The organism is Streptomyces sp. ISL-36 (genome assembly GCF_018614205.1).
Lineage (GTDB): Bacteria > Actinomycetota > Actinomycetes > Streptomycetales > Streptomycetaceae > Streptomyces.
In genome coordinates this window covers 1-17,282 of the sequence record NZ_JAGGOS010000032.1, presented here as the reverse complement: position 1 = coordinate 17,282, position 17,282 = coordinate 1, and the positions used below count along the sequence as shown (strand labels likewise).

The 17,282-nt window shown below is 71.8% G+C and carries 15 protein-coding genes; 8 read left to right on the top strand and 7 right to left on the bottom strand.

Annotated features, from left to right (window positions below):
• The 4 genes from J7E93_RS08445 to J7E93_RS08430 form a co-directional block, all read left to right on the top strand.
• Positions 1–979: helix-turn-helix transcriptional regulator (locus J7E93_RS08445; RefSeq protein WP_215067018.1), on the top strand; the 979-nt coding region annotated here is incomplete at its 5' end.
• A 254-nt stretch (positions 980–1,233) separates the two neighbouring features.
• Positions 1,234–1,596, top strand: a complete 363-nt coding sequence (locus tag J7E93_RS08440; protein ID WP_215067016.1) for a VOC family protein — start codon at positions 1,234–1,236, stop codon at positions 1,594–1,596.
• Between the two features lie 36 nt (positions 1,597–1,632).
• Positions 1,633–3,474 carry a class I adenylate-forming enzyme family protein gene (locus J7E93_RS08435; RefSeq protein WP_215067014.1) on the top strand — a complete coding sequence of 614 codons (1,842 nt, stop codon included), beginning with the start codon at positions 1,633–1,635 and terminating at the stop codon, positions 3,472–3,474.
• Complete coding sequence (locus tag J7E93_RS08430) at positions 3,471–4,562, top strand: methyltransferase (RefSeq protein ID WP_215067012.1); 1,092 nt, start codon at positions 3,471–3,473, stop codon at positions 4,560–4,562. The genes J7E93_RS08435 and J7E93_RS08430 overlap by 4 nt, the downstream gene beginning before the upstream one ends.
• A 77-nt stretch (positions 4,563–4,639) precedes the next feature.
• Here the strand turns inward: J7E93_RS08430 and J7E93_RS08425 are convergent, their stop codons facing one another.
• Genes J7E93_RS08425 through J7E93_RS08415 form a run of 3 tightly spaced genes read right to left on the bottom strand, consistent with a single transcriptional unit; the run spans position 4,640 to position 7,907 of the window.
• Positions 4,640–5,749: a 3-dehydroquinate synthase II gene (locus J7E93_RS08425; RefSeq protein ID WP_215067010.1), complete on the bottom strand. Its 1,110-nt coding sequence runs from the start codon at positions 5,747–5,749 to the stop codon at positions 4,640–4,642.
• A 28-nt stretch (positions 5,750–5,777) separates the two neighbouring features.
• Complete coding sequence (locus J7E93_RS08420) at positions 5,778–6,620, bottom strand: 2-amino-3,7-dideoxy-D-threo-hept-6-ulosonate synthase (RefSeq protein ID WP_215067008.1); 843 nt, start codon at positions 6,618–6,620, stop codon at positions 5,778–5,780.
• A 33-nt stretch (positions 6,621–6,653) separates the two neighbouring features.
• Complete coding sequence (locus J7E93_RS08415; protein ID WP_215067006.1) at positions 6,654–7,907, bottom strand: aspartate kinase; 1,254 nt, start codon at positions 7,905–7,907, stop codon at positions 6,654–6,656.
• A gap of 234 nt (positions 7,908–8,141) precedes the next feature.
• Between J7E93_RS08415 and J7E93_RS08410 the strand changes: the two genes are divergently transcribed.
• Complete coding sequence (locus tag J7E93_RS08410; RefSeq protein WP_215067020.1) at positions 8,142–10,184, top strand: FAD/NAD(P)-binding domain-containing protein; 2,043 nt, start codon at positions 8,142–8,144, stop codon at positions 10,182–10,184.
• 70 nt (positions 10,185–10,254) lie between these two features.
• Here the strand turns inward: J7E93_RS08410 and J7E93_RS08405 are convergent, their stop codons facing one another.
• Positions 10,255–11,898 carry an FAD-binding oxidoreductase gene (locus J7E93_RS08405; RefSeq protein WP_215067004.1) on the bottom strand — a complete coding sequence of 548 codons (1,644 nt, stop codon included), beginning with the start codon at positions 11,896–11,898 and terminating at the stop codon, positions 10,255–10,257.
• A 138-nt stretch (positions 11,899–12,036) separates the two neighbouring features.
• On the opposite strand from J7E93_RS08405, the gene J7E93_RS08400 reads away from it, so the two are divergent.
• Positions 12,037–12,573, top strand: coding sequence for a cupin domain-containing protein (locus tag J7E93_RS08400; RefSeq protein ID WP_215067002.1), 537 nt, complete (start codon positions 12,037–12,039; stop codon positions 12,571–12,573).
• A 261-nt stretch (positions 12,574–12,834) separates the two neighbouring features.
• Here J7E93_RS08400 and J7E93_RS08395 read toward each other — a convergent pair whose 3' ends face one another.
• From J7E93_RS08395 to J7E93_RS08385, 3 genes are read right to left on the bottom strand one after another with little or no spacing between them, the layout of a single operon-like run.
• Positions 12,835–13,695: an NAD(P)-dependent oxidoreductase gene (locus J7E93_RS08395; protein ID WP_215067001.1), complete on the bottom strand. Its 861-nt coding sequence runs from the start codon at positions 13,693–13,695 to the stop codon at positions 12,835–12,837.
• Positions 13,692–14,579, bottom strand: a complete 888-nt coding sequence (locus J7E93_RS08390; protein ID WP_215066999.1) for an NmrA family NAD(P)-binding protein — start codon at positions 14,577–14,579, stop codon at positions 13,692–13,694. Before J7E93_RS08390 ends, J7E93_RS08395 begins: the two co-directional genes overlap by 4 nt.
• On the bottom strand, positions 14,576–15,724 hold the full coding sequence (locus J7E93_RS08385) for an FAD-binding oxidoreductase (RefSeq protein ID WP_215066997.1): 1,149 nt from the start codon (positions 15,722–15,724) through the stop codon (positions 14,576–14,578). Before J7E93_RS08385 ends, J7E93_RS08390 begins: the two co-directional genes overlap by 4 nt.
• A gap of 253 nt (positions 15,725–15,977) precedes the next feature.
• Between J7E93_RS08385 and J7E93_RS08380 the strand changes: the two genes are divergently transcribed.
• Both J7E93_RS08380 and J7E93_RS08375 read left to right on the top strand, forming a co-directional pair.
• The gene (locus J7E93_RS08380; RefSeq protein WP_215066995.1) at positions 15,978–16,292 is read left to right on the top strand and encodes a hypothetical protein; all 315 of its coding nucleotides are present in this window, start codon (positions 15,978–15,980) and stop codon (positions 16,290–16,292) included.
• A gap of 308 nt (positions 16,293–16,600) precedes the next feature.
• Positions 16,601–17,200 (top strand): response regulator, encoded by a 600-nt coding sequence (locus J7E93_RS08375; protein ID WP_215066993.1) that lies wholly within the window; start codon positions 16,601–16,603, stop codon positions 17,198–17,200.
• Positions 17,201–17,282 lie beyond the last annotated feature (82 nt).

The window sequence follows — 17,282 nt, the reverse complement described above, 5'->3', positions numbered from 1 at the left end:
CGCCGAGGCCGCCACGGCCGTGCGCATCGCCGAGCGCCTCGCCGTCCCCTCCCTCGGCGTGGGGCCGCTCGCGCTGCGCACCCGGGTGGCGATCCACCGCAACGAACTGTCCCTCGCCCGCCGCCATGTGGGAATCGCCGGCCCCCTCGCGGCGAGCGCCACCGGCGCCGCGCTGGAGGACCTGGCGTGGGTCACGGCCCTGCTCCAGTGCGCGACCGAGGAGCAGGACACCGCGATCGACACGCTCTCCCACGTCTACTCCGGGCTGCCCAGGCGGCCCCTGCTGCTGACCAAGGAGCCGCACGCGGGGGCCTGCCTCGTCCGTACCGCGCTGAGCATCGGGGACGGGGAACGAGCCGCCGCCGTCGCAGAGGCCGCCCGCCTCATCGCGGCCCGCAACCCCACGGTGACCTCCGCCGTCGCCGCCGCGGCCCACGCCGAGGGCGTGCTCCGCAACGACGTGGGCCGGCTGCGGACCGCCGTTTCGCACTACCGGTCGAGCCCCCGGCCGCTCGCGCTGGCCGCCGCCACCGAGGACCTCGCCATGGCCGAGGAGCACCACGGTGGGCGGAGCGCCGCGGTGGTGCTCCTGAACGAGGCGCTCGGGCAGTACACGACGCACGGCGCCCGCGGCGACGCCCTGCGGGTGCGCAAGCTGCTGCGCTCGCTCGGCCTGCGGCCCAAGTCCCGGGCGCGCGACCGGGTCAGGGGCCGGACCGGGGACCGGGACCGCGTCCCCGACCCGGTCGGGGGGCCGCGGGCGCGCTGGGACCAGCTGACACCGTCCGAGCTGCGCGTCGTACGCCTCGTGGCCGAGGGCCTGACCAACCGGGAGGTCGCGGAGAAGCTGTTCCTCTCCCGGCACACGGTGGACAGCCATCTGCGGCACAGCTTCACCAAGCTGGGCGTCACGAGCCGGGTCGAACTGACCCGCCAGGTCCTGACACACGAGGCGCTGCCACTCGACGAGTCGGTCTGACCACCCCGACCACCCCGGCGCCCCCACCCGTCCCGTCGCCCCGTACGCCCACCTCTCCCGTACGTCCGCCCTCCCGTACGCCGACCCCTCCCGTACGGCCACTCCTCCCGTACGACGGAATGTCATCCCGCACACCCGGGACCTTTCCGCCGTGCGGGAGTTCACGAGAACACGTGATGCCCCGCCCCACGGCCCGCGAAGAGACTGGGGCCGTCGAAAGCCCGTTGGCCCACCGGCCCGTGGAGAGGCATCTCATGACGAACGCGATCGGCCCCAACTTCCTCACCCTTCAGGTACGAGACGTCGAGCGGTCCCGCCGCTTCTACACCGAAGTCGTCGGCTTCGAGGAGACCGAGTCCAAGGTCCCCACCGCCGCCGTCCTCGACACCGCGCCCATCAAGCTGGCGCTGCGCCAGGCCACCATCGACCTGGACTCCGTGCCCGAGCTCGGCTGGGGCGTCGTCCTCTGGATCAAGGCGGAGGACCCCGACGGTCTCGCCAAGATCGTGGCCGAACAGGGCGTGACCATCACCAAGCCGCCATGCGACGGCTTCTGCGGCCGTGAGTTCCAGTTCAAGGACCCCGACGGGTACGAGCTGACCGTCTACGAGGGCTGATCCCATCCGACCGGTCCCCGAAGGGGAAAGGAACGCATGCGCGACAACACGGGTGTCATCAGCATGGGTCTCGCGCCGGCCGCACGGATGCCGCTGCGTGCCAGACTCCGGCTCCTCGCCGACCCCTCCCTCGGGGTCGGCAGCTTCCTCGACCACGCCCGCGCCGCCAGCCCCGCTCCCTCGGCACCGTTCCTGCTCGCGCAGCGCGCGAACGGTTCCGGTGCCGAGGGGGCCGGGGCGGGTGAGGGCGGTGAGGGTGGTGAGGGCGGAGACGAGGAACTCGAGCGGCTCAGTCTCGACCGGCTCACCGAGATACGGGACGCCTACGCCTCCTGGTACCACGCGGCGGGCGTCCGCAAGGGCGATCCCGTCGGCGTCTACGCCGGCGAAGGCATCGACGCCTTCCTGCACTTCCTGGCGCTCAGCTCACTGGGCGCCATCGCCGCGCTGGTCAACGGCCGGATGCGGCCCGAGGTCGCCGCCGACTATCTGGGCCGGGTCGGCGTGGTCGGAGTCGTCGCCACCGCCGACGGGCTCGAACGGCTGCGTGCCTCCGGCCAACTGCCGAAGAACCTGGCGTTCGAGAAGGAGCTGGACGCCTTCCCGCGCCGCCGGCCCGCCCGGCCCTCGTTGCCCGGAGTCTTCCCGTACCGGCACGGCGACGACGACCTGGTCATGCTCTGCCACACCTCCGGAACGACCGGACCGCCGAAGGCCGTCACCTTCGGGCACCGGCAGTTCTTCCTCGGCAAGCGGCACCGGCTGGTCAGCTTCCCCGACGCGGCGAACAACCGGATGCTCACAGCCCTCCCGCAGACCCACTCCGCGGGCATCAGCTATCTGATGACCGCGACCCTGCTCGGCCTGCCCACCCTGGTCATGGCCGACTGTTCGGGGGAGGCCGTGCACGACGCGGCCGGCTGGTTCCGGCCGACGATCGTCGTCGCGTTCCCGCAGACCTGGGCGGAACTGGCCACGCTCGACCTGTCGCCCTCCGCCGTCGGAGACGTCCACACCTGGATCAACACCGGCGACTCCGCCCACGAGGCACACATCAAGGAGCTGATCCGGCACGGCCGGCGGCCGGGCCGGCTCGGTCTCGGGAAGGGCCGGCTCGGTCTCGGGAAGGGCCGGCTGGGTCTGGGGGCGGGCCGGCTCGGCTCCCGGGCCGGGGACCGCCCCGGCTCCCGGTTCGTCGACGGCCTCGGCTCCTCCGAGATGGGCATGGCGCTGTTCCGGAAGGTCAGCGAGCCGGAGAAGCAGGACTACGACCGCTGCGTCGGCAAGCCCGTACGGGTGGTCAAACGGGCGGTCGTCCTCGACGACGACGGACGGCGCCTCGGCCCCGGCCGGGCCGGCCGGCTCGGTGTCATGACGCCCACGAGGACCGCCGGGTACTGGGGTGACACCGAGCTCACCGGAAAGTCCTCGGTCTCCGGCTACTGGCTCACCGGCGACATCGTCCACCAGGGCCGCGACGGCCGGTTCTTCCACCTGGACCGGGTGCCCGACGTCATCCACACCGCCCGGGGACCGGTCTACAGCCTCCCCATGGAGGAGGCCGTCATGACCGGCTGCCCCGAGGTGGCCGACTGCGCGGTCGTCGCCGTCAACGCCCCGGAGCCGGGCGGAAAGCAGGCCCCGTTCGCCACCGTGCGGCTCAGGCCCGGCGCGAGCGCGCCCCGCGACCTGCTGGAGCGGCTCAACACGGCACTGCGCGCGAAGGGGCTGACTCCCCTCGGCGGCGCCGTGCTCGCCACCGCACCGGAGCACTTCCCGACCGGAGCCACGGGCAAGGTGCTCAAGCGCAGCCTGCGCGAGCACTTCGCCGACGTACTGATCCGACCGAAGCCGGTCGCGGAGGAGAACACGCGATGACTGCCATCCATGAGCCCGGCGGCCCCGAACAGCCGGGTACGACAGTCCCCGGCACACGGCTGCCGGGTTCCGGGCTGCCCGGCGAGGTGCCGGCGCCGGTCCGGATGTACGAGATGCTCTACAGCTCCCTGGTCAGCCAACTGCTCGTCGCCGTCGCCGAACTGGGCATCGCCGACGCCATCGGCGACGAGGTCCGGCACATCGACGAGATCGCCGAGCGGACCGACACCGACCCCGGCGCGCTCTACCGGGGGCTGCGGGCGCTCGCCAGTGTCGGCGTCTTCACCGAGGTCGAGCCGAGGACGTTCGGCCTCACCCCGCTGGCGGCGACACTGCGCAGCGACGTACCCGGCTCGATGCGCGATCTGGCGCGGTACGTCGGGCTGCCCCAGCGGCAGAGGTCGTTCGGGTCGCTCGCGCACAGCCTGCGGACGGGCAAACCGTCCTTCGACGAGGTGCACGGCACCGACTGGTGGACGTACTTCGCCGACCATCCCGAGCTCGCGGCCGTGTTCAACAGCGCCATGAGCAGCATGTCGGTGATGGTCAACTCCGGGGTCCTGGACGTCTACGACCTCTCCGACGTCCGCCGGCTGGTGGACGTCGGCGCGGGGCGGGGCCGGCTCGTGGGCGCCCTGCTGCAGCGCTACCCGCGGATGACCGCGGTCGCCTACGACCTGCCGCGCGTGGTCCCGGAGGCCGAGGCCGTCCTGGCCGAGCTGGGGGTCGCCGACCGCGCCGAGTGCGTCGGGGGCGACTTCCTGACGTCGGTCCCGGAGGGCGGGGACACGTACGTGGTGTCCTGGACCATCCACGACTGGGACGACGACGACGCCGTCGCCCTGCTGCGCAACATCCGCCGCGCGATGGGCGACTCGGGGCAGCTGATCGTCATCGACGAGGTGATCCCGGAGGGCGACACCCCGCACTTCGGCAAGTTCGAGGACATCGTGATGCTGTCGCTGCTCACCGGGCACCTGCGGACCGAGTCGGAGTTCGGCGACCTCTTCGAGAAGGCGGGCTTCCGGCTCAAGGAGACCCGGCCCACACGGTCGCCCACGAGCGTCATCGTGGCCGTGCCCGCCTGAGGCCGGGGCGCGTGAACGACGGTGGCCCGCCGCGGACTCCCCGCGGCGGGCCACCGTCGTTCCCTCGGACCTCCGGGCTACTTCTCGAGGCAGAACTCCTCGATCGGGTAGCCCACGTGCCGGTCGGCGGTCGGCAGGTAGCCGAGCACGACATCGCCCGGCTTCAGCTCGGTGCTGTTGTGCACCACGCCGCCGGGGCCCAGGACCCGTACGTGCCAGTCGTCCTGCAGGATCAGGTTGACCGTCGTCCCGTCGGGCGCGACCGCGTCCACCGACAGCAGCGGACGGCTCTCGATCTTCACCCTGCCCACCGCCACCAGCCGGGTCTGGCCCTTCACGTCCACGGCGAGCACCTTGCTGCCGGCCTTCAGCTCGCTGAGGTAGTGCGTGCGGGAGTTCTGGGACAGCGTGTACGAGTGGATGGCGCCGGCGTTCACCCGGAACGGCCGCGTGGGCATGTACGGCAGCGGGTGCGTCTCGCTGACACACAGGATCATGCCCTTGGAGTGGGAGCCGACCAGGATGCCCTCGTCCTGGCGGAAGTGCGTGACCGTGTCGACGCACGCCCGCTCACCCATGCCGATGTGCGTGGAGCCGGTGACGGTCAGCTCCACCATCTCCAGATCCGGCGTACGGGAGACAGCCGCGGCCTTCAGGCCGGTCGCGTCGCCGACCCGCGCGGGAGCCAGCATCACCCCGTCCGACCCCAGCTCCAGGACACCGAAGATGATCTCGGCCTCCTCCACGTCCTGGGCGATCGTGATGAGACTGCCGGTGCCGTTCGCCGCCTTGCCGGCCGCGATGACGATCTCCAGCGGGATCTTCGTCGGGTCGCGGAACCACAGCACGCTCCACTTCTCGGTGGCCGCCGAACGGCACGCCACCTCCAGCGTCTCGGCGTCCACGATCTCCACGTACCGGCCGAACTCGACCTCCGGGTGGCGGGCGGCCAGCACCGCCGGGTCACCGTGCTCGGCCGGGTTCACGACGACCACGTCGGCCTCGCCGAAGTTCTCGGGCAGCGCCGCACCACGCGGGAAGAGGACCTTCTTCACCGTGGGCGGCAGGCCGGCCAGGTCCTCGACGGAGGACGCGACCACGCCGTCGATCCGCTGGTGCACCGCCTCTTCCAGGATCGCCGGGGTCAGTTCGTTCTTCGTGCGCAGATCGAGCCAGCAGAGCTTCATGTTCCTCTTCCTCAGGTCTGGTGGTGCCTCAGGTCGGGTTGGCGGTGAGCAGTGCGGAATCGGAGGTCGCGCGGTGGACGGAATCGGGGGTCGCGCGGCGCGCGGAGTGGACCAGGTCCGCGACGCGGCGGGCGCGCTTGCCCGGCTCGGAGGACTGGAAGATGTTGCGGCCCATGGCCAGACCGGTGACGCCCGTGTCCAGGACGGCGGTCACATGGTCCAGGAGCTCGTCGGTGGTGGCCGCGGGCGGTCCGCCGGCGACCAGGACCGGCACCGGGCAGGCCCGTACCACCTCGGCGAGACCGGACATCGTGCGCGGGCAGGGCACCTTGACCAGGTCCGCCCCCAGATCGGCGGCGAGCGTGGCCACATGCTTGACCAGGACGGTGTCCCGGGGGTCGGCGATCTGAGGACCGCGCGGGTACATCATCGCCAGCAACGGCACGTTCCACCGGTCGCAGGCGTCGGCGACCGCGGCCATGTCGGCGATCTGCCGGGCCTCACCGGGAGAGCCCACGTTGACATGGACGCTGACCGCGTCGGCGCCCAGGCGCAGGGCGCCCTCCACATCGCTGACGAGGTACTTCGCGTCGGGGTCCGGGGCGTGCACGGTGCTCACGCTCAGGTGCACGATCAGCGAGGTCCTGGTGAACGGCTCGGTGTCCAGCTGGCGCAGCGTCCCCTTGTGCAGCACCACCCCGTCGACCCCGCTGTCTGCCAACTGCCCTATCAAATCGTTCAGTTCGTCGGCAGGGGCGATCGGGCCGTCGGTGACGGAGTGGTCCAGGGGCACGATCATCAGACGGTCCGGCGCATGCCGGAAGAGCTTGCGGGTGCGTAATCGCGCACCGAACGATCGATTCTGCGTCATGCGGCTTCTCCTTCTGTCCTGACACCGGGCGGGTCAGACGGCGGCCATGGAGGGCGTGTCGAGGTCGTCGCGGCCGAGGCCGAATTCCTGGTGGAGCGCTGTGACCGTCTCCAGGACGCGGTCCAGCGGAATGATCACGGAGACCCGCAGATGGGTGGAGGAGACCCAGCTCGCCGTCACGCCCATCCGGGAGAGCAGCGCGAGCATCCGGGCCGTGTAGTCGGGCCGGTTGAGCAGCCCCACCCCGACCAGCGACACCTTGCCGACCTTCTCGTCCACCTCCGTCTCGCAGCCCAGACCGGCCGCGATCCGGCGCAGCGCCTCACGGGCCGGAGCCAGCCGGCTGCCGTGCAGGGCGAAACCCATCCGGAAGCCGTGGTCGTCCGGAGCCCCCCAGGACAGCAGATCGACCGGGACGGAAGCCCGCGCCAGTTCGGTCAGGACATCGGCGGCCAGTCCGTCCCGTGGCCGGCGCGAGCGGGTGAGGGCCATCACGATGTCGGTGTCGTGGGTGACGGCGGTGATCGATCCCTGTGTTTCGAGCACGTCGATGCTCCGTCCGAGGATGGTGGTTCCGGGTTCCGTCGTGAACGAGCCACGGACCACGACGTCGATGCCGTGGGAGGCGGCCAGCTCCACGGCGCGGGAGTGCATCACCTGGGCGCCGGCGAAGGCCATCTCCGCCATCACCCCGGCGTCGATCGTGGACAGCACCCGTGCTTCGGGAACGACCCGCGGGTCGGCGGTGTAGATCCCCTTGACGTCGGTGTAGATCTCGCAGCTCGCCGCGGAGAGCGCGGTCGCCAGCGCCACCGCCGTGGTGTCGGAACCGCCGCGCCCGAGAGTGATCACATCCCCCGTCACGTCGTCACCGCCCTGGAAGCCCGAGACGACGACGATCTCTCCGCGCCGCAGATGGGCGAGGATCCGGTCCGTGTCGATCGCGGCGATCATCCCGGCGCCGTGCGGGCCGGCCACCCGGATCCCCGCCTGAGGGCCGGTCAGGGAGACCGCCGGCGCCCCCTGGTCCTGCAGCGCCAGGGCGAGGAGCGCCGCCGAGGCGTTCTCGCCGGTGGCGAGGAGTTGGTCCGTCTCCCGCTCCGACGGCGCCGCGTTCAGCTCCCGCGCCGCCGCGAGCAGCTCGTCGGTCGTGTCCCCACGAGCGGAGACCACGACCACCGTCGGGCGGCCCGCACCGTGCGAGCGGGCGACCATCTCCGCGACCTGACGAATTCTCCCTGGAGTCGACAGCGAACTCCCGCCGAACTTCTTCACCACTACTGACATGGCGTCACCGCTACTGGCATTGCGTCGTCCTCGCACCGGCTGATCGGGGCTGATGGCGTTGCGCGATCTCCTTTCTACACAGCGCCCGCCGATTCCGGATCCCGGATCCACGTGATGTGGGAGCGGCTCATTTCGGAATCCCGCATCGGCGTGATGCGGGATTCCGGGCCGGAAAACTAGCCTCCCGTCATGGCGAATGACAGGAGCGAAGCGGCGCACCTCATTCCGGCCGGAATGGCGGCCCGCGAGGAAACGACCCGGATCTGTGTGATCGGAGCGGGTCCGCGCGGCCTCTCCGTGGTGGAGCGCCTCTGCGCCCATTCCCGTCTTCCGCAGTGGCAGGGGCGCCGGTTCGCCGTGCACCTCGTCGATCCGCGCGGCCCCGGCGGGCGGGTGTGGCGCGCCGACCAGAACGCCGAACTGCTCATGAACACGGTGGCCTCGCAGATCACCCTGTTCTCCGACGACAGCGTCGACTGCGCGGGACCGGTCGTACCGGGACCGAGCCTCCACCAGTGGGCGGCCCTCGTCGACGACCTCACCTCACCCGGCGAACTCCCGGAGGAGGACCGGCGGGAGGCGCAGCGGCTCGGCCCGGACGCGTACCCGACCCGGCGGCTGTACGGCCACTACCTGGCGTGGGTCCTCGCCTGGCTGCGCCGCCACGCGCCCCGGAACATCACGATCACCGTCCACCGCGCCACCGCCGTCGCCCTGCACGACGACCGGCGTGCGGGACAGGACACGCAGCTCGTCGTCCTCGACGACGGCACGGAACTCGACGGTCTGGACGCCGTCGTGCTCGCCCAGGGGCACGTCCCCATGGAACCCACGGCGCGGGAGCGGGAGTGGGCGGCCCACGCCCGGCGGCACGGCCTCCTCTACCACCCGCCCGGCAACCCCGCCGACCTCGACCTCCGCCCGATCGGCCCCGGCCGGCGGGTCGGCCTCCTCGGCATGGGGCTGAGCTGCTTCGACGTCGTCGCGCTGCTGACGACGGGCCGCGGTGGCCGGTTCGAGCGGTACGGCGGACACCTGGAGTACCGCCCCTCGGGGAGGGAGCCCGAGCTGTACCTGGGCTCGCGGCGCGGTCTTCCGTACCACGCGCGCGGCGAGAACGAGAAGGGCGTCTCGGGACGCCACACACCGCTCTTCCTCACCCCCGCCGTCATCGACGCCCTGCGGCGCCGGCGCCGCGCCGCCGGGCCGCTGTCCTTCCGTACGGACGTGTGGCCGCTGGTCTCCCGCGAGGTGCGCGCGGTCTACTACCACGCGCTGCTCGCCGAGCGGGGCGAGCCGGCCGCCGCGGACGCGTTCCGCGCGGAGTTCGTCGCCCGGGGCGGGGGAGAGGGCACCGAGGAGCTGCTCGACCGCCACGGCGTCCCGCGGGCCCTGCGCTGGTCCTGGGAACGGATCGAACGCCCCTACGGCGACCGGGTCTTCACCGGCCCCGACGACTTCCGCCACTGGCTCCTGGCCCATCTGCGCGCGGACGTCACCGAGGCGCTGAAGGGCAATGTCACCAGCCCGCTGAAGGCCGCCCTCGACGTCCTGCGGGACCTGCGCAACGAGATCCGGCTCGTCGTCGACCACGGAGGCATCGGCGGCCGCTCCTACCGTGACGAGCTGACCGGCTGGTACACCCCGCTCAACGCCTATCTCTCCATCGGCCCGCCCGCCCGCCGCATCGAGGAACTGACCGCCCTGATCGAGGCCGGAGTCGTCCACGTCTGCGGCCCCGACGTCCGCGCCGAACCCGGCCCCGGAGGCGACGGGTTCCGCCTCCGCTCCGCCCGGGTGCCCGGCTCGACCGTCCGCGTCACCGCCCTGATCGAGGCCCGCCTTCCCGAGGTGGACGTCCGCACCACCGAAGACCCCCTGCTGCGCGGCCTGCTCGACACGGGACAGTGCGTGCCGTACCGGATCCCCGAGCCGGGCGGGGAGGCGTACGAGAGCGGCGGCATCGCCGTCTCCCGCAGGCCCTACCACCTGCTCGACGCCACGCTCCGGCCGCACCCGCGCCGCTTCGCCTTCGGTGTTCCGACCGAGGGCGTGCACTGGGTGACCGCCGCCGGCATCCGGCCGGGCGTCGACTCGGTCATCGTCGGCGACAGCGACGCCATCGCCCGTACGTGCCTGCCCGCCGCCGACGCGCGGCTCGCCGCCCTGCGCACCCGATCCCTTCCGGCGCCGTACCTGCACCGGCACGTCCCACTGGCCTGGCTGCCCAGCACCTGGGCCGCCCCGGCGGTCCTCGCCCGGGAGGCCCACCGCTGAGCCCGACCGGTTCACGGCACGAAGGCCGGGCCCCGGGAGGGTGGGGGCCCGGCCTTCGCCGCGGGCGGCGTCAGACCGTTCCGGGCAGCCGGATCGACTGCGCGTGACGGAAGACGTCGCGCCGGTCCCAGCGCGACTTCGCACGCTGGAGCGTGGGGTAGTTCTGCTTCCAGTACAGGTCGTGCCAGGCCACCCCCGAACGGTTCCACGCCGGATCCGCGAGGTCCCCGTCGGCGTAGTTGATGTAGCAGCCGTCGGTCACCGCGTTCGGCACCGGGACGCCGCCGGTCGAGGCGTAGACGGTCGAGAACGCCCGCCGGATGTACGCGAAGTGCTTGGCGTCGTCACTGGGGTTGCCCCAGGCGGTGCCCCAGAGCAGCTTCAGAACGCTGTCGCGGTGCGCCTGGGCGGTGGCGGTCGGCGCCACGGCGTTGACCTGCCCGCCGTGCGCGGCGATCGACACGACGAACGCCGGGTGGTTGTAGTCCGAGTCGGTCAGGACCCGGTACAGCCCGCCGATCTGGTCGTCGGTCAACCCCTTGCGGTGGTAGCTCGACTTGTACTTGTAGCGGTCGGTCGGATTGCTCATCCAGAAGCCGGGCCACCCGGTGGCCTGGAACCAGGGCAGCTGGTGCAGCTCCTGGTACTCCACCGGCGTGACCCCGACCCCGTCGTTGACGGCGGCGACGAAGTCGAGCAGCAGCTGTCGTGCGTTCGGCACCGCTGTGTCCATCTGTATGGACAGCAGGACGCTGCCGCCCGCCTTCGGGCCCGGCTCCAGGCGGGCCGTCAGCCCCTTGTACGGCGAGGTCGGCGAGCTGTTCCGCTCGTTCCAGGTGCCGTAGTTCCGCATCAGACGGGCGAAACGAGTCTCGGTCAGCTGGGCCCAGGGCCACTGCAGCCAGGTCACGAGCACATCGGACGGGGGCGCGGGCAGCAGCCGCGAGGGGTCGGTGCCGGTCGCGGTGGGGGAGCGGAACCAGTAGCGGGTCACGACGCCGAAACTGCCGCCGCCCCCGCCGGTGTGCGCCCACCACAGGTCGCGATTGGGGTCGCCCGCGTCGCGGGTGGCGACGACGGCGCGGGCACGGCCGTCGGGGTCCACGACGACGACCTCGACGGCGTAGAGGTAGTCCACGACCAGGCCGTGCAGCCGGCTCAGGTTGCCGTAGCCACCGCCCTGGACGTGCCCGCCGACACCCACCGAGTAGCAGGCGCCGCCGGGCAGGGTGACGCCCCACTGCCGGAACAGCGCGTAGTACGTCTCCCCGAGCGTCGCGCCGCCCTCGACGACGAAGGCCTGGTGAGCGGGGTCGTAGTCGATCCTCCGCATCCCGGACATGTCGATGATCACCTTGACGTCCGGGTGGTCGACGAAGTTCTCGTAGCAGTGGCCGCCGCCGCGCACGCTCAGCCGCTTGCCGGCGCTCACGGCCTCCTGCACGGCCGTGACCACCTGGGCGGTGGAGTGCGGCAGGCGGACGCAGTCCGGGCGGCTGTGGAAGAGCTGGTTCTGCCCGCTCGTCAGCCCCGAGTAGCGGACGTCCTGCGGGCTCACGGTCAGGGCGCGCGCGGCGGCGCCGGTCTCCGTGGCCGCCGCGGCACCCGTCCCGGAGGCCTGGGCGGCGCTCCCCCCGGCCTGGGACGTCAGTGCCGTGGCCCCTACGACGGCCGCGGTACCCGTGAGGAGCCTCCGGCGCGATACCGAGGTCATGGTTCCCCCCTAAACATCGTCTTGGTGGTTGCTTCGGGGAAGATGTCATCGCGGGGAGCGCCGACACATCACGTGATCACGTGATGACCGGCGTACGGGCGCCCGGTTCACTGGATTGCGGCAAAGACGGATCGCGGCATGGACGCGACGATCGTGAGGACGCCGATGAGTATCCCGTGGGGCCCGCAGGGCGCCGGAACCGGTTCGGAACAGATCACGTACGTAGCCCCGGGTGAAGGCCCGAGTGTCTGGGCGTTGCAGGGCGACAAGTACACGATGAAGGCCGGCAAGAGCACCACCGGCCCCGGATTCACCATGCTGGAAGGCGAGATCGCCCCGGACAACGGTCCGCCGATGCACATCCACAACGACGCGGACGAGATCTTCTACCTGCTCGACGGCGAACTCACGGTGGCCTCCGGTGACGAGGTCATCAAGGCGGAGAGCGGGGCGTTCATCTTCATTCCCCGTGGCGCCAAGCACAAGTTCCGCAACGACTCCAGCAAGATCACCAAGCTGTTGTTCGTCCTGGCGCCGGCCGGCTTCGAGAACTTCTTCTTCGAGATCGGCCAGCCGGTGGTCCCGGGCCTGGAACGCCCGGCGGAGCCGGTGGGGTACGAGCAGCTGGTGATGCAACGGGCCGAGGAGTTCGGCATGTTCATCGTCGACGAGTAGACCTCCGTGATTCCGTCATGACGAGACCGCCCGCCGGAGGGATCCGGCGGGCGGTCTCTGTCGGACGGGGGGCCTGTCGTACGGAGGGTCCTGTCGTACGGGGCACAGGTGCCCTCGATCGCGGCGCGCGCCCGCCCCCGTACCGACGCGTGCTTCAACGCCTCGGCGTCCCCACCGCATTCGGTGGCCACGGCGAGGATCTCGTGCCGTATCGCGATGTTCCGGCTCCGGCCGAAGGGGTGCCGGGGACGCCGTACGGACTCACGCCACCCGTCCCCAGAGGCCGGTGACGGGTTTCCAGCCGAGGAGCCGGTGCGCGGCGGCGCTGCTCACCCGCTGCGAGGGCAGCTCGGGGACGAGGGAGCGGTCGTACGGGGGCGGCGGCGCACCGACCGCGCGCGCGAGGCGCTCGGCGTACTCCCGCTCCCGCACCGGCTCGTCGGCGATGTTCAGGACCATGCCGGGCGGCCGGACCTCCACGGTGGCCGCGACGGCCGCGGCGAAATCACGTACATGGACCATCGAGAGCCAGGAGGAGCCGTCGCCCGCGATCGGGAACGCCCCCTCGATCAGGCGCCGGCGCTGGACGTCCTGCACGGTGCCGGGCCCGGCGAAGCGTGCGCCGCGCAGGACGGTCCAGCTCCGGCCGTCGCCGGAGTACGTGCGCACGGCCTGCTCCATGACACGGACGGGCCCGACGAGGCCGGCGCGCGCGGGATCGGTGTCGAACGGCGTGGACTCGTCGAGGAGCCGGTCGCCGCCGCCGGGATAGACCATGGTGATGCTCATCTGCACGAGATGCGCGACCTCCGCGGCGCGCGCGGCGTCGACCAGTCGGCGCGTCCCCTCCTCCCGCAGCCGGCTGTTGAGCTCCCAGGCCCCGGGGGCGGCCGGATCGGCCGGTACGGCCGTGGCGACGTTCACCACGACCTCGGCACCGGCCAGCGCGTCCGCGAGCTCGTCGTCCGGGATGTCGAGCAGGCTCGCGTCGACCCGGCCCGCGCCGGCGGGCGCCGGCCGGGGGCCGGGGGCGAGGACGGTCACGGCGTGGCCGTGGTCCAGAAGGCGGGGGACGAGGGCGTGACCGAGGACCCCGGTGCCGCCGACCAGCAGGACGTTCATCGCCGACCCTCCTTCAGCCGGGGAGCCAGTTCGGCGGCGAAGGCGGAGAACGACCGCGGCTCCCGCCCGGTCAGTTCCCGCACGGCGCCCGTGACCGTCTCGGCCTCCCCGGCCACGTACGTCGCGTAGAGCTGGAGCCGCGCCTCGACCGCCCACTCGGGGACCCCGTTGGACCGCATCGCCTCCGCCGCCCGCGCGGGCGGCACATCGAGATACCGGATCTCCCGCCCGGTGGCGGCCGACAGGGCGGCCGCCACGTCGGCGTACCCGAGCGCCTCGGGCCCGGTCAGCTCGTACACCTCGCCCCCCTTGCCGGGCGGCGGCGGCCCGGTCAGGAGCGCCGCCGCGGCCGCAGCGATGTCCCGTACGTCGACCATGCTGACGCGCGCCCGTCCGGCGGGCAGGACCACGGCGTCCTGGGAGGCGAGGGTGGGCAGCCACTGGACGGCGTTCTGCATGAACGCGTTGGGACGCAGGGAGGTGTACGCAAGGCCCAGCTCGGCGAGGGTCCGTTCGGCGAGCCCGTGCTGGCGGTGGACGAGCACGGGCGAGTCGGGGTCGGCGCCGAGGGCCGAGAGCTTGACGACATGGGCGACGCCGGCGTCGGCGGCGGCGCGGGCGAGGCGCTCCTGTATGAGGTCCTGGCGGGGATGGAAGGGAGTGAGCAGAAAGAGCGCGGCGCGTCCCCTGAGGGCTCGTACGAACGCCTCCTCACCGCCTTCCGCCTCCATCTCCACCTCGACGGGGGCGGCGAGCTCCGCCACCGCCGGACCACGCCCGGGCCGGACCAGTGCGACGGCCCGGTGCCCGAGGTCGGCGAGTTCGCTCAGCAGCGCACGGCCGATGTTCCCCGTACCCCCCAGAACGGTGATGTCCCCGCTCACGGAGCGTCCAGGGCGCCGGCACCGGCGTCGACGAGCCGGTCGGGAAGCCGGTTGTGCTCCGCGGCATCGGCGAGCAACTCCCCGAGAACCGGGGCCATCTTGAAGAGATTGTGCCCGGCGACGGCCGTGACCCCGTCGGTGTGCCAGGCACGCAGCGCGTCGCTTCCGGCGGGCAGCTTGGTCATGACGCACACCCGCACCCCGACCGGTTCGGGATCGAGCCCGGGCAGGGCCCGCTGGACGTACTCGACGATCCGCTGGGCGTCGACGAGGGTGCTGCTCCCCTCGGGCAGGGCGCCGTCCGGACCGAACGGGGTGTCGACCTCGGCACCGATGAGCCCGATCACGTACTTCCCGGTGTCGCCGATGGGGGAGCCGTACACGGTCTCGCCCCAGATCCCGGCACGGTCGACCCAGCAGGGCAGCGGCCGCGTCCGCCCGGGCTCGTACCCCCGGATCCGGAAGTGCGGCCGGACGTGCAGCCGGGACCTCAGCGGAATGTCGATGCCGACGCCGCGGGCCAGCTTGGGCACGGCCGTTCCGGCGGCGATGACGACATGCCGGGCGCGGTAGATCGCCTCGGTGGTCTGGATCTCGACCCCGTCCCCGTCGCGGGGCACGGTCACGCTGTGGATGTCGGCCTGCACGATCCGGTCGCCGACCCACCCCACGAGCGCGTCGATGGTGTTCCGGGCCCGTATCGCGCCGGCCCCCGGATCGACGAGCAACGGCCCGTCCACCGGGGCGAGTCCGGGAAACACCTCGTCCTGCCGGGAGGCCTCCACGAACCGATGCTCCACCCCGTGCAGCACGAGCCCCTTCACGTCCGCGGGCCCCATCCCGCTGTAGACGGCCCCCTCCGACCCGACGAGCACCCGCCCACTGCGCCGCTCCCACTCCCGGAACCCGGCGAGCCCGTCGACGGCCATGGCGACATGCCGCTCGTCGTCGTGCCGATGCCGAAACGTCCGCGTGAGCCCACCGGACAACCCGCTCCCGGGCACCCGCCCGTCGAAGCAGACGACATCGACCCCCCGCCGCACCAAACTGTCGACAACGGCGAGCCCGAGCACCCCCGCCCCGATGACGGCAACCCCGACCTCCCGCCGATGCCCACCACCGGCCGCGCTGCTGGAACGGCTCATGACATGCCTCCTGTCCACAGGACCCGGTCACTCTCCGCTCCGAGCATCCCGGTCACCCAGGGGCCTGCCATCACGCATTCGCGTGATCGTCCGGGTCGAGGCGACACACCCCGGTCGACAGCGCCCGCGGCGCCACCGATCACTGAGAAAGGCCTCGGGGACGCAGCCGGCCGTGCCGGGATCACCGGTCGCGGAGCGCCTCCGAGCGGCCTAGCCTGAAATCAAGGGTCTTCTAGCGAAAAGGAGCCCTGAGATGCATTTCGTCCTGCTCGCGACCCACGATCCGGAAGTATGTCCGACCGCCAACGCGACGACGCGCGACCTGATGCTGAAGACCGCTCCTGACATGCTGAACCTTGCCCAGAAGGCAGGCGTCGACCTCGTGGCCGGCCCGTTCGTCAACCGTGAGCACACGATTGTCACGGTCGTACGGTCCGACAAGGTCGAGGATGTCGACCGCTTCCTGATGGAGTCTCGCCTTCCCCACTGGAACAGCGTGCGTGTGCTGCCTTCGCTGACCATGGAAGAAGGTCTCGCCGAGATCGAAGCTCAGACGCCGATCTTCTGACCCACCCGACCAGGCACGGGCGGTGCCGGCGCCGAACGCGCGAACCGCTGACCCCACCTCGTCGCCGCCTGGGGTGGCCTACACATGCAAGAAGACCCCGTCCTCAGCATTTACGCTGATGGCGGGGTCTTTGGGCGCTTCCTGCGAAGTGCCCCCGGCAGGATTCGAACCTGCTCTATCCCCTGAGCTACGGGGGCGTCCGCCGCGTTCGGCGGCGACGGGTAGAACCCTACCAGCATCCGGGCCGTGCCTGTGAACAGGTATTTCCGTCGCGTCACCGGCCCCTCGTTCCCCCTCACGGGTCGGAAGTGGGCAAAACCCGGACGCAGCCACTTCCGGCGACCTACTCTCGTCGTGTGTCAGGCGTGTCCGGCCGCGTGCTCGTTGTCGATGACAACCGAGTGATCCGGCAGTTGATCAGGGTCAATCTCGAGCTCGAGGGCTTCGAGGTCGTGACCGCGGCCGATGGTGCCGAGTGTCTGGATGTCGTGCATCAGGTCTGTCCTGATGTCGTCACCCTCGACGTCGTCATGCCCCGGCTCGACGGGTTGAAGACCGCCGAGCGGTTGCGGTCCGATCCGCGGACCAGTCATGTGCCGGTGGCGATCGTCAGTGCCTGTACCCCGTACGAGGTCGGCAGCGGCGTCGCCACCGGGGTCGACGCCTTTCTGGCCAAGCCCTTCGAGCCCGGCGACCTCGTTCGTGTCGTGCGGCAGCTCATGCACCGGGACGGGCGGGAGCGCGGCGAGCGGCGCGACGGACAGGAGGGGCCGTCTTCCGTCGACGGCAATAGACAGGGGGCCGGGTGCGCCGGGCGTCCCGGCAGTTCCAGCAGTCCGAGTGGTTCCAGTAGTTCGAGTAGTTCCAGTGGTTCCCACTGTCCCGGGAGTCCCAGCAGCTCACATTAGGGGGCGGGAGGCCGCGGGGGCCCCGCACCGCCCGGCCCGCGCCCGCCCGCCGGCCCGCCCCTGCGCCCCCGCCTGCCAGCCC

Coding starts and splice junctions, on each gene's coding strand:
- J7E93_RS08440 (WP_215067016.1), top strand. CDS start 1,234: ATGACGAACGCGATCGGCCCCAACTTCCTCACCCTTCAGGTACGAGAC.
- J7E93_RS08435 (WP_215067014.1), top strand. CDS start 1,633: ATGCGCGACAACACGGGTGTCATCAGCATGGGTCTCGCGCCGGCCGCA.
- J7E93_RS08430 (WP_215067012.1), top strand. CDS start 3,471: ATGACTGCCATCCATGAGCCCGGCGGCCCCGAACAGCCGGGTACGACA.
- J7E93_RS08425 (WP_215067010.1), bottom strand. CDS start 5,749: ATGAAGCTCTGCTGGCTCGATCTGCGCACGAAGAACGAACTGACCCCG.
- J7E93_RS08420 (WP_215067008.1), bottom strand. CDS start 6,620: ATGACGCAGAATCGATCGTTCGGTGCGCGATTACGCACCCGCAAGCTC.
- J7E93_RS08415 (WP_215067006.1), bottom strand. CDS start 7,907: ATGTCAGTAGTGGTGAAGAAGTTCGGCGGGAGTTCGCTGTCGACTCCA.
- J7E93_RS08410 (WP_215067020.1), top strand. CDS start 8,142: ATGGCGGCCCGCGAGGAAACGACCCGGATCTGTGTGATCGGAGCGGGT.
- J7E93_RS08405 (WP_215067004.1), bottom strand. CDS start 11,898: ATGACCTCGGTATCGCGCCGGAGGCTCCTCACGGGTACCGCGGCCGTC.
- J7E93_RS08400 (WP_215067002.1), top strand. CDS start 12,037: ATGGACGCGACGATCGTGAGGACGCCGATGAGTATCCCGTGGGGCCCG.
- J7E93_RS08395 (WP_215067001.1), bottom strand. CDS start 13,695: ATGAACGTCCTGCTGGTCGGCGGCACCGGGGTCCTCGGTCACGCCCTC.
- J7E93_RS08385 (WP_215066997.1), bottom strand. CDS start 15,724: ATGAGCCGTTCCAGCAGCGCGGCCGGTGGTGGGCATCGGCGGGAGGTC.
- J7E93_RS08380 (WP_215066995.1), top strand. CDS start 15,978: ATGCATTTCGTCCTGCTCGCGACCCACGATCCGGAAGTATGTCCGACC.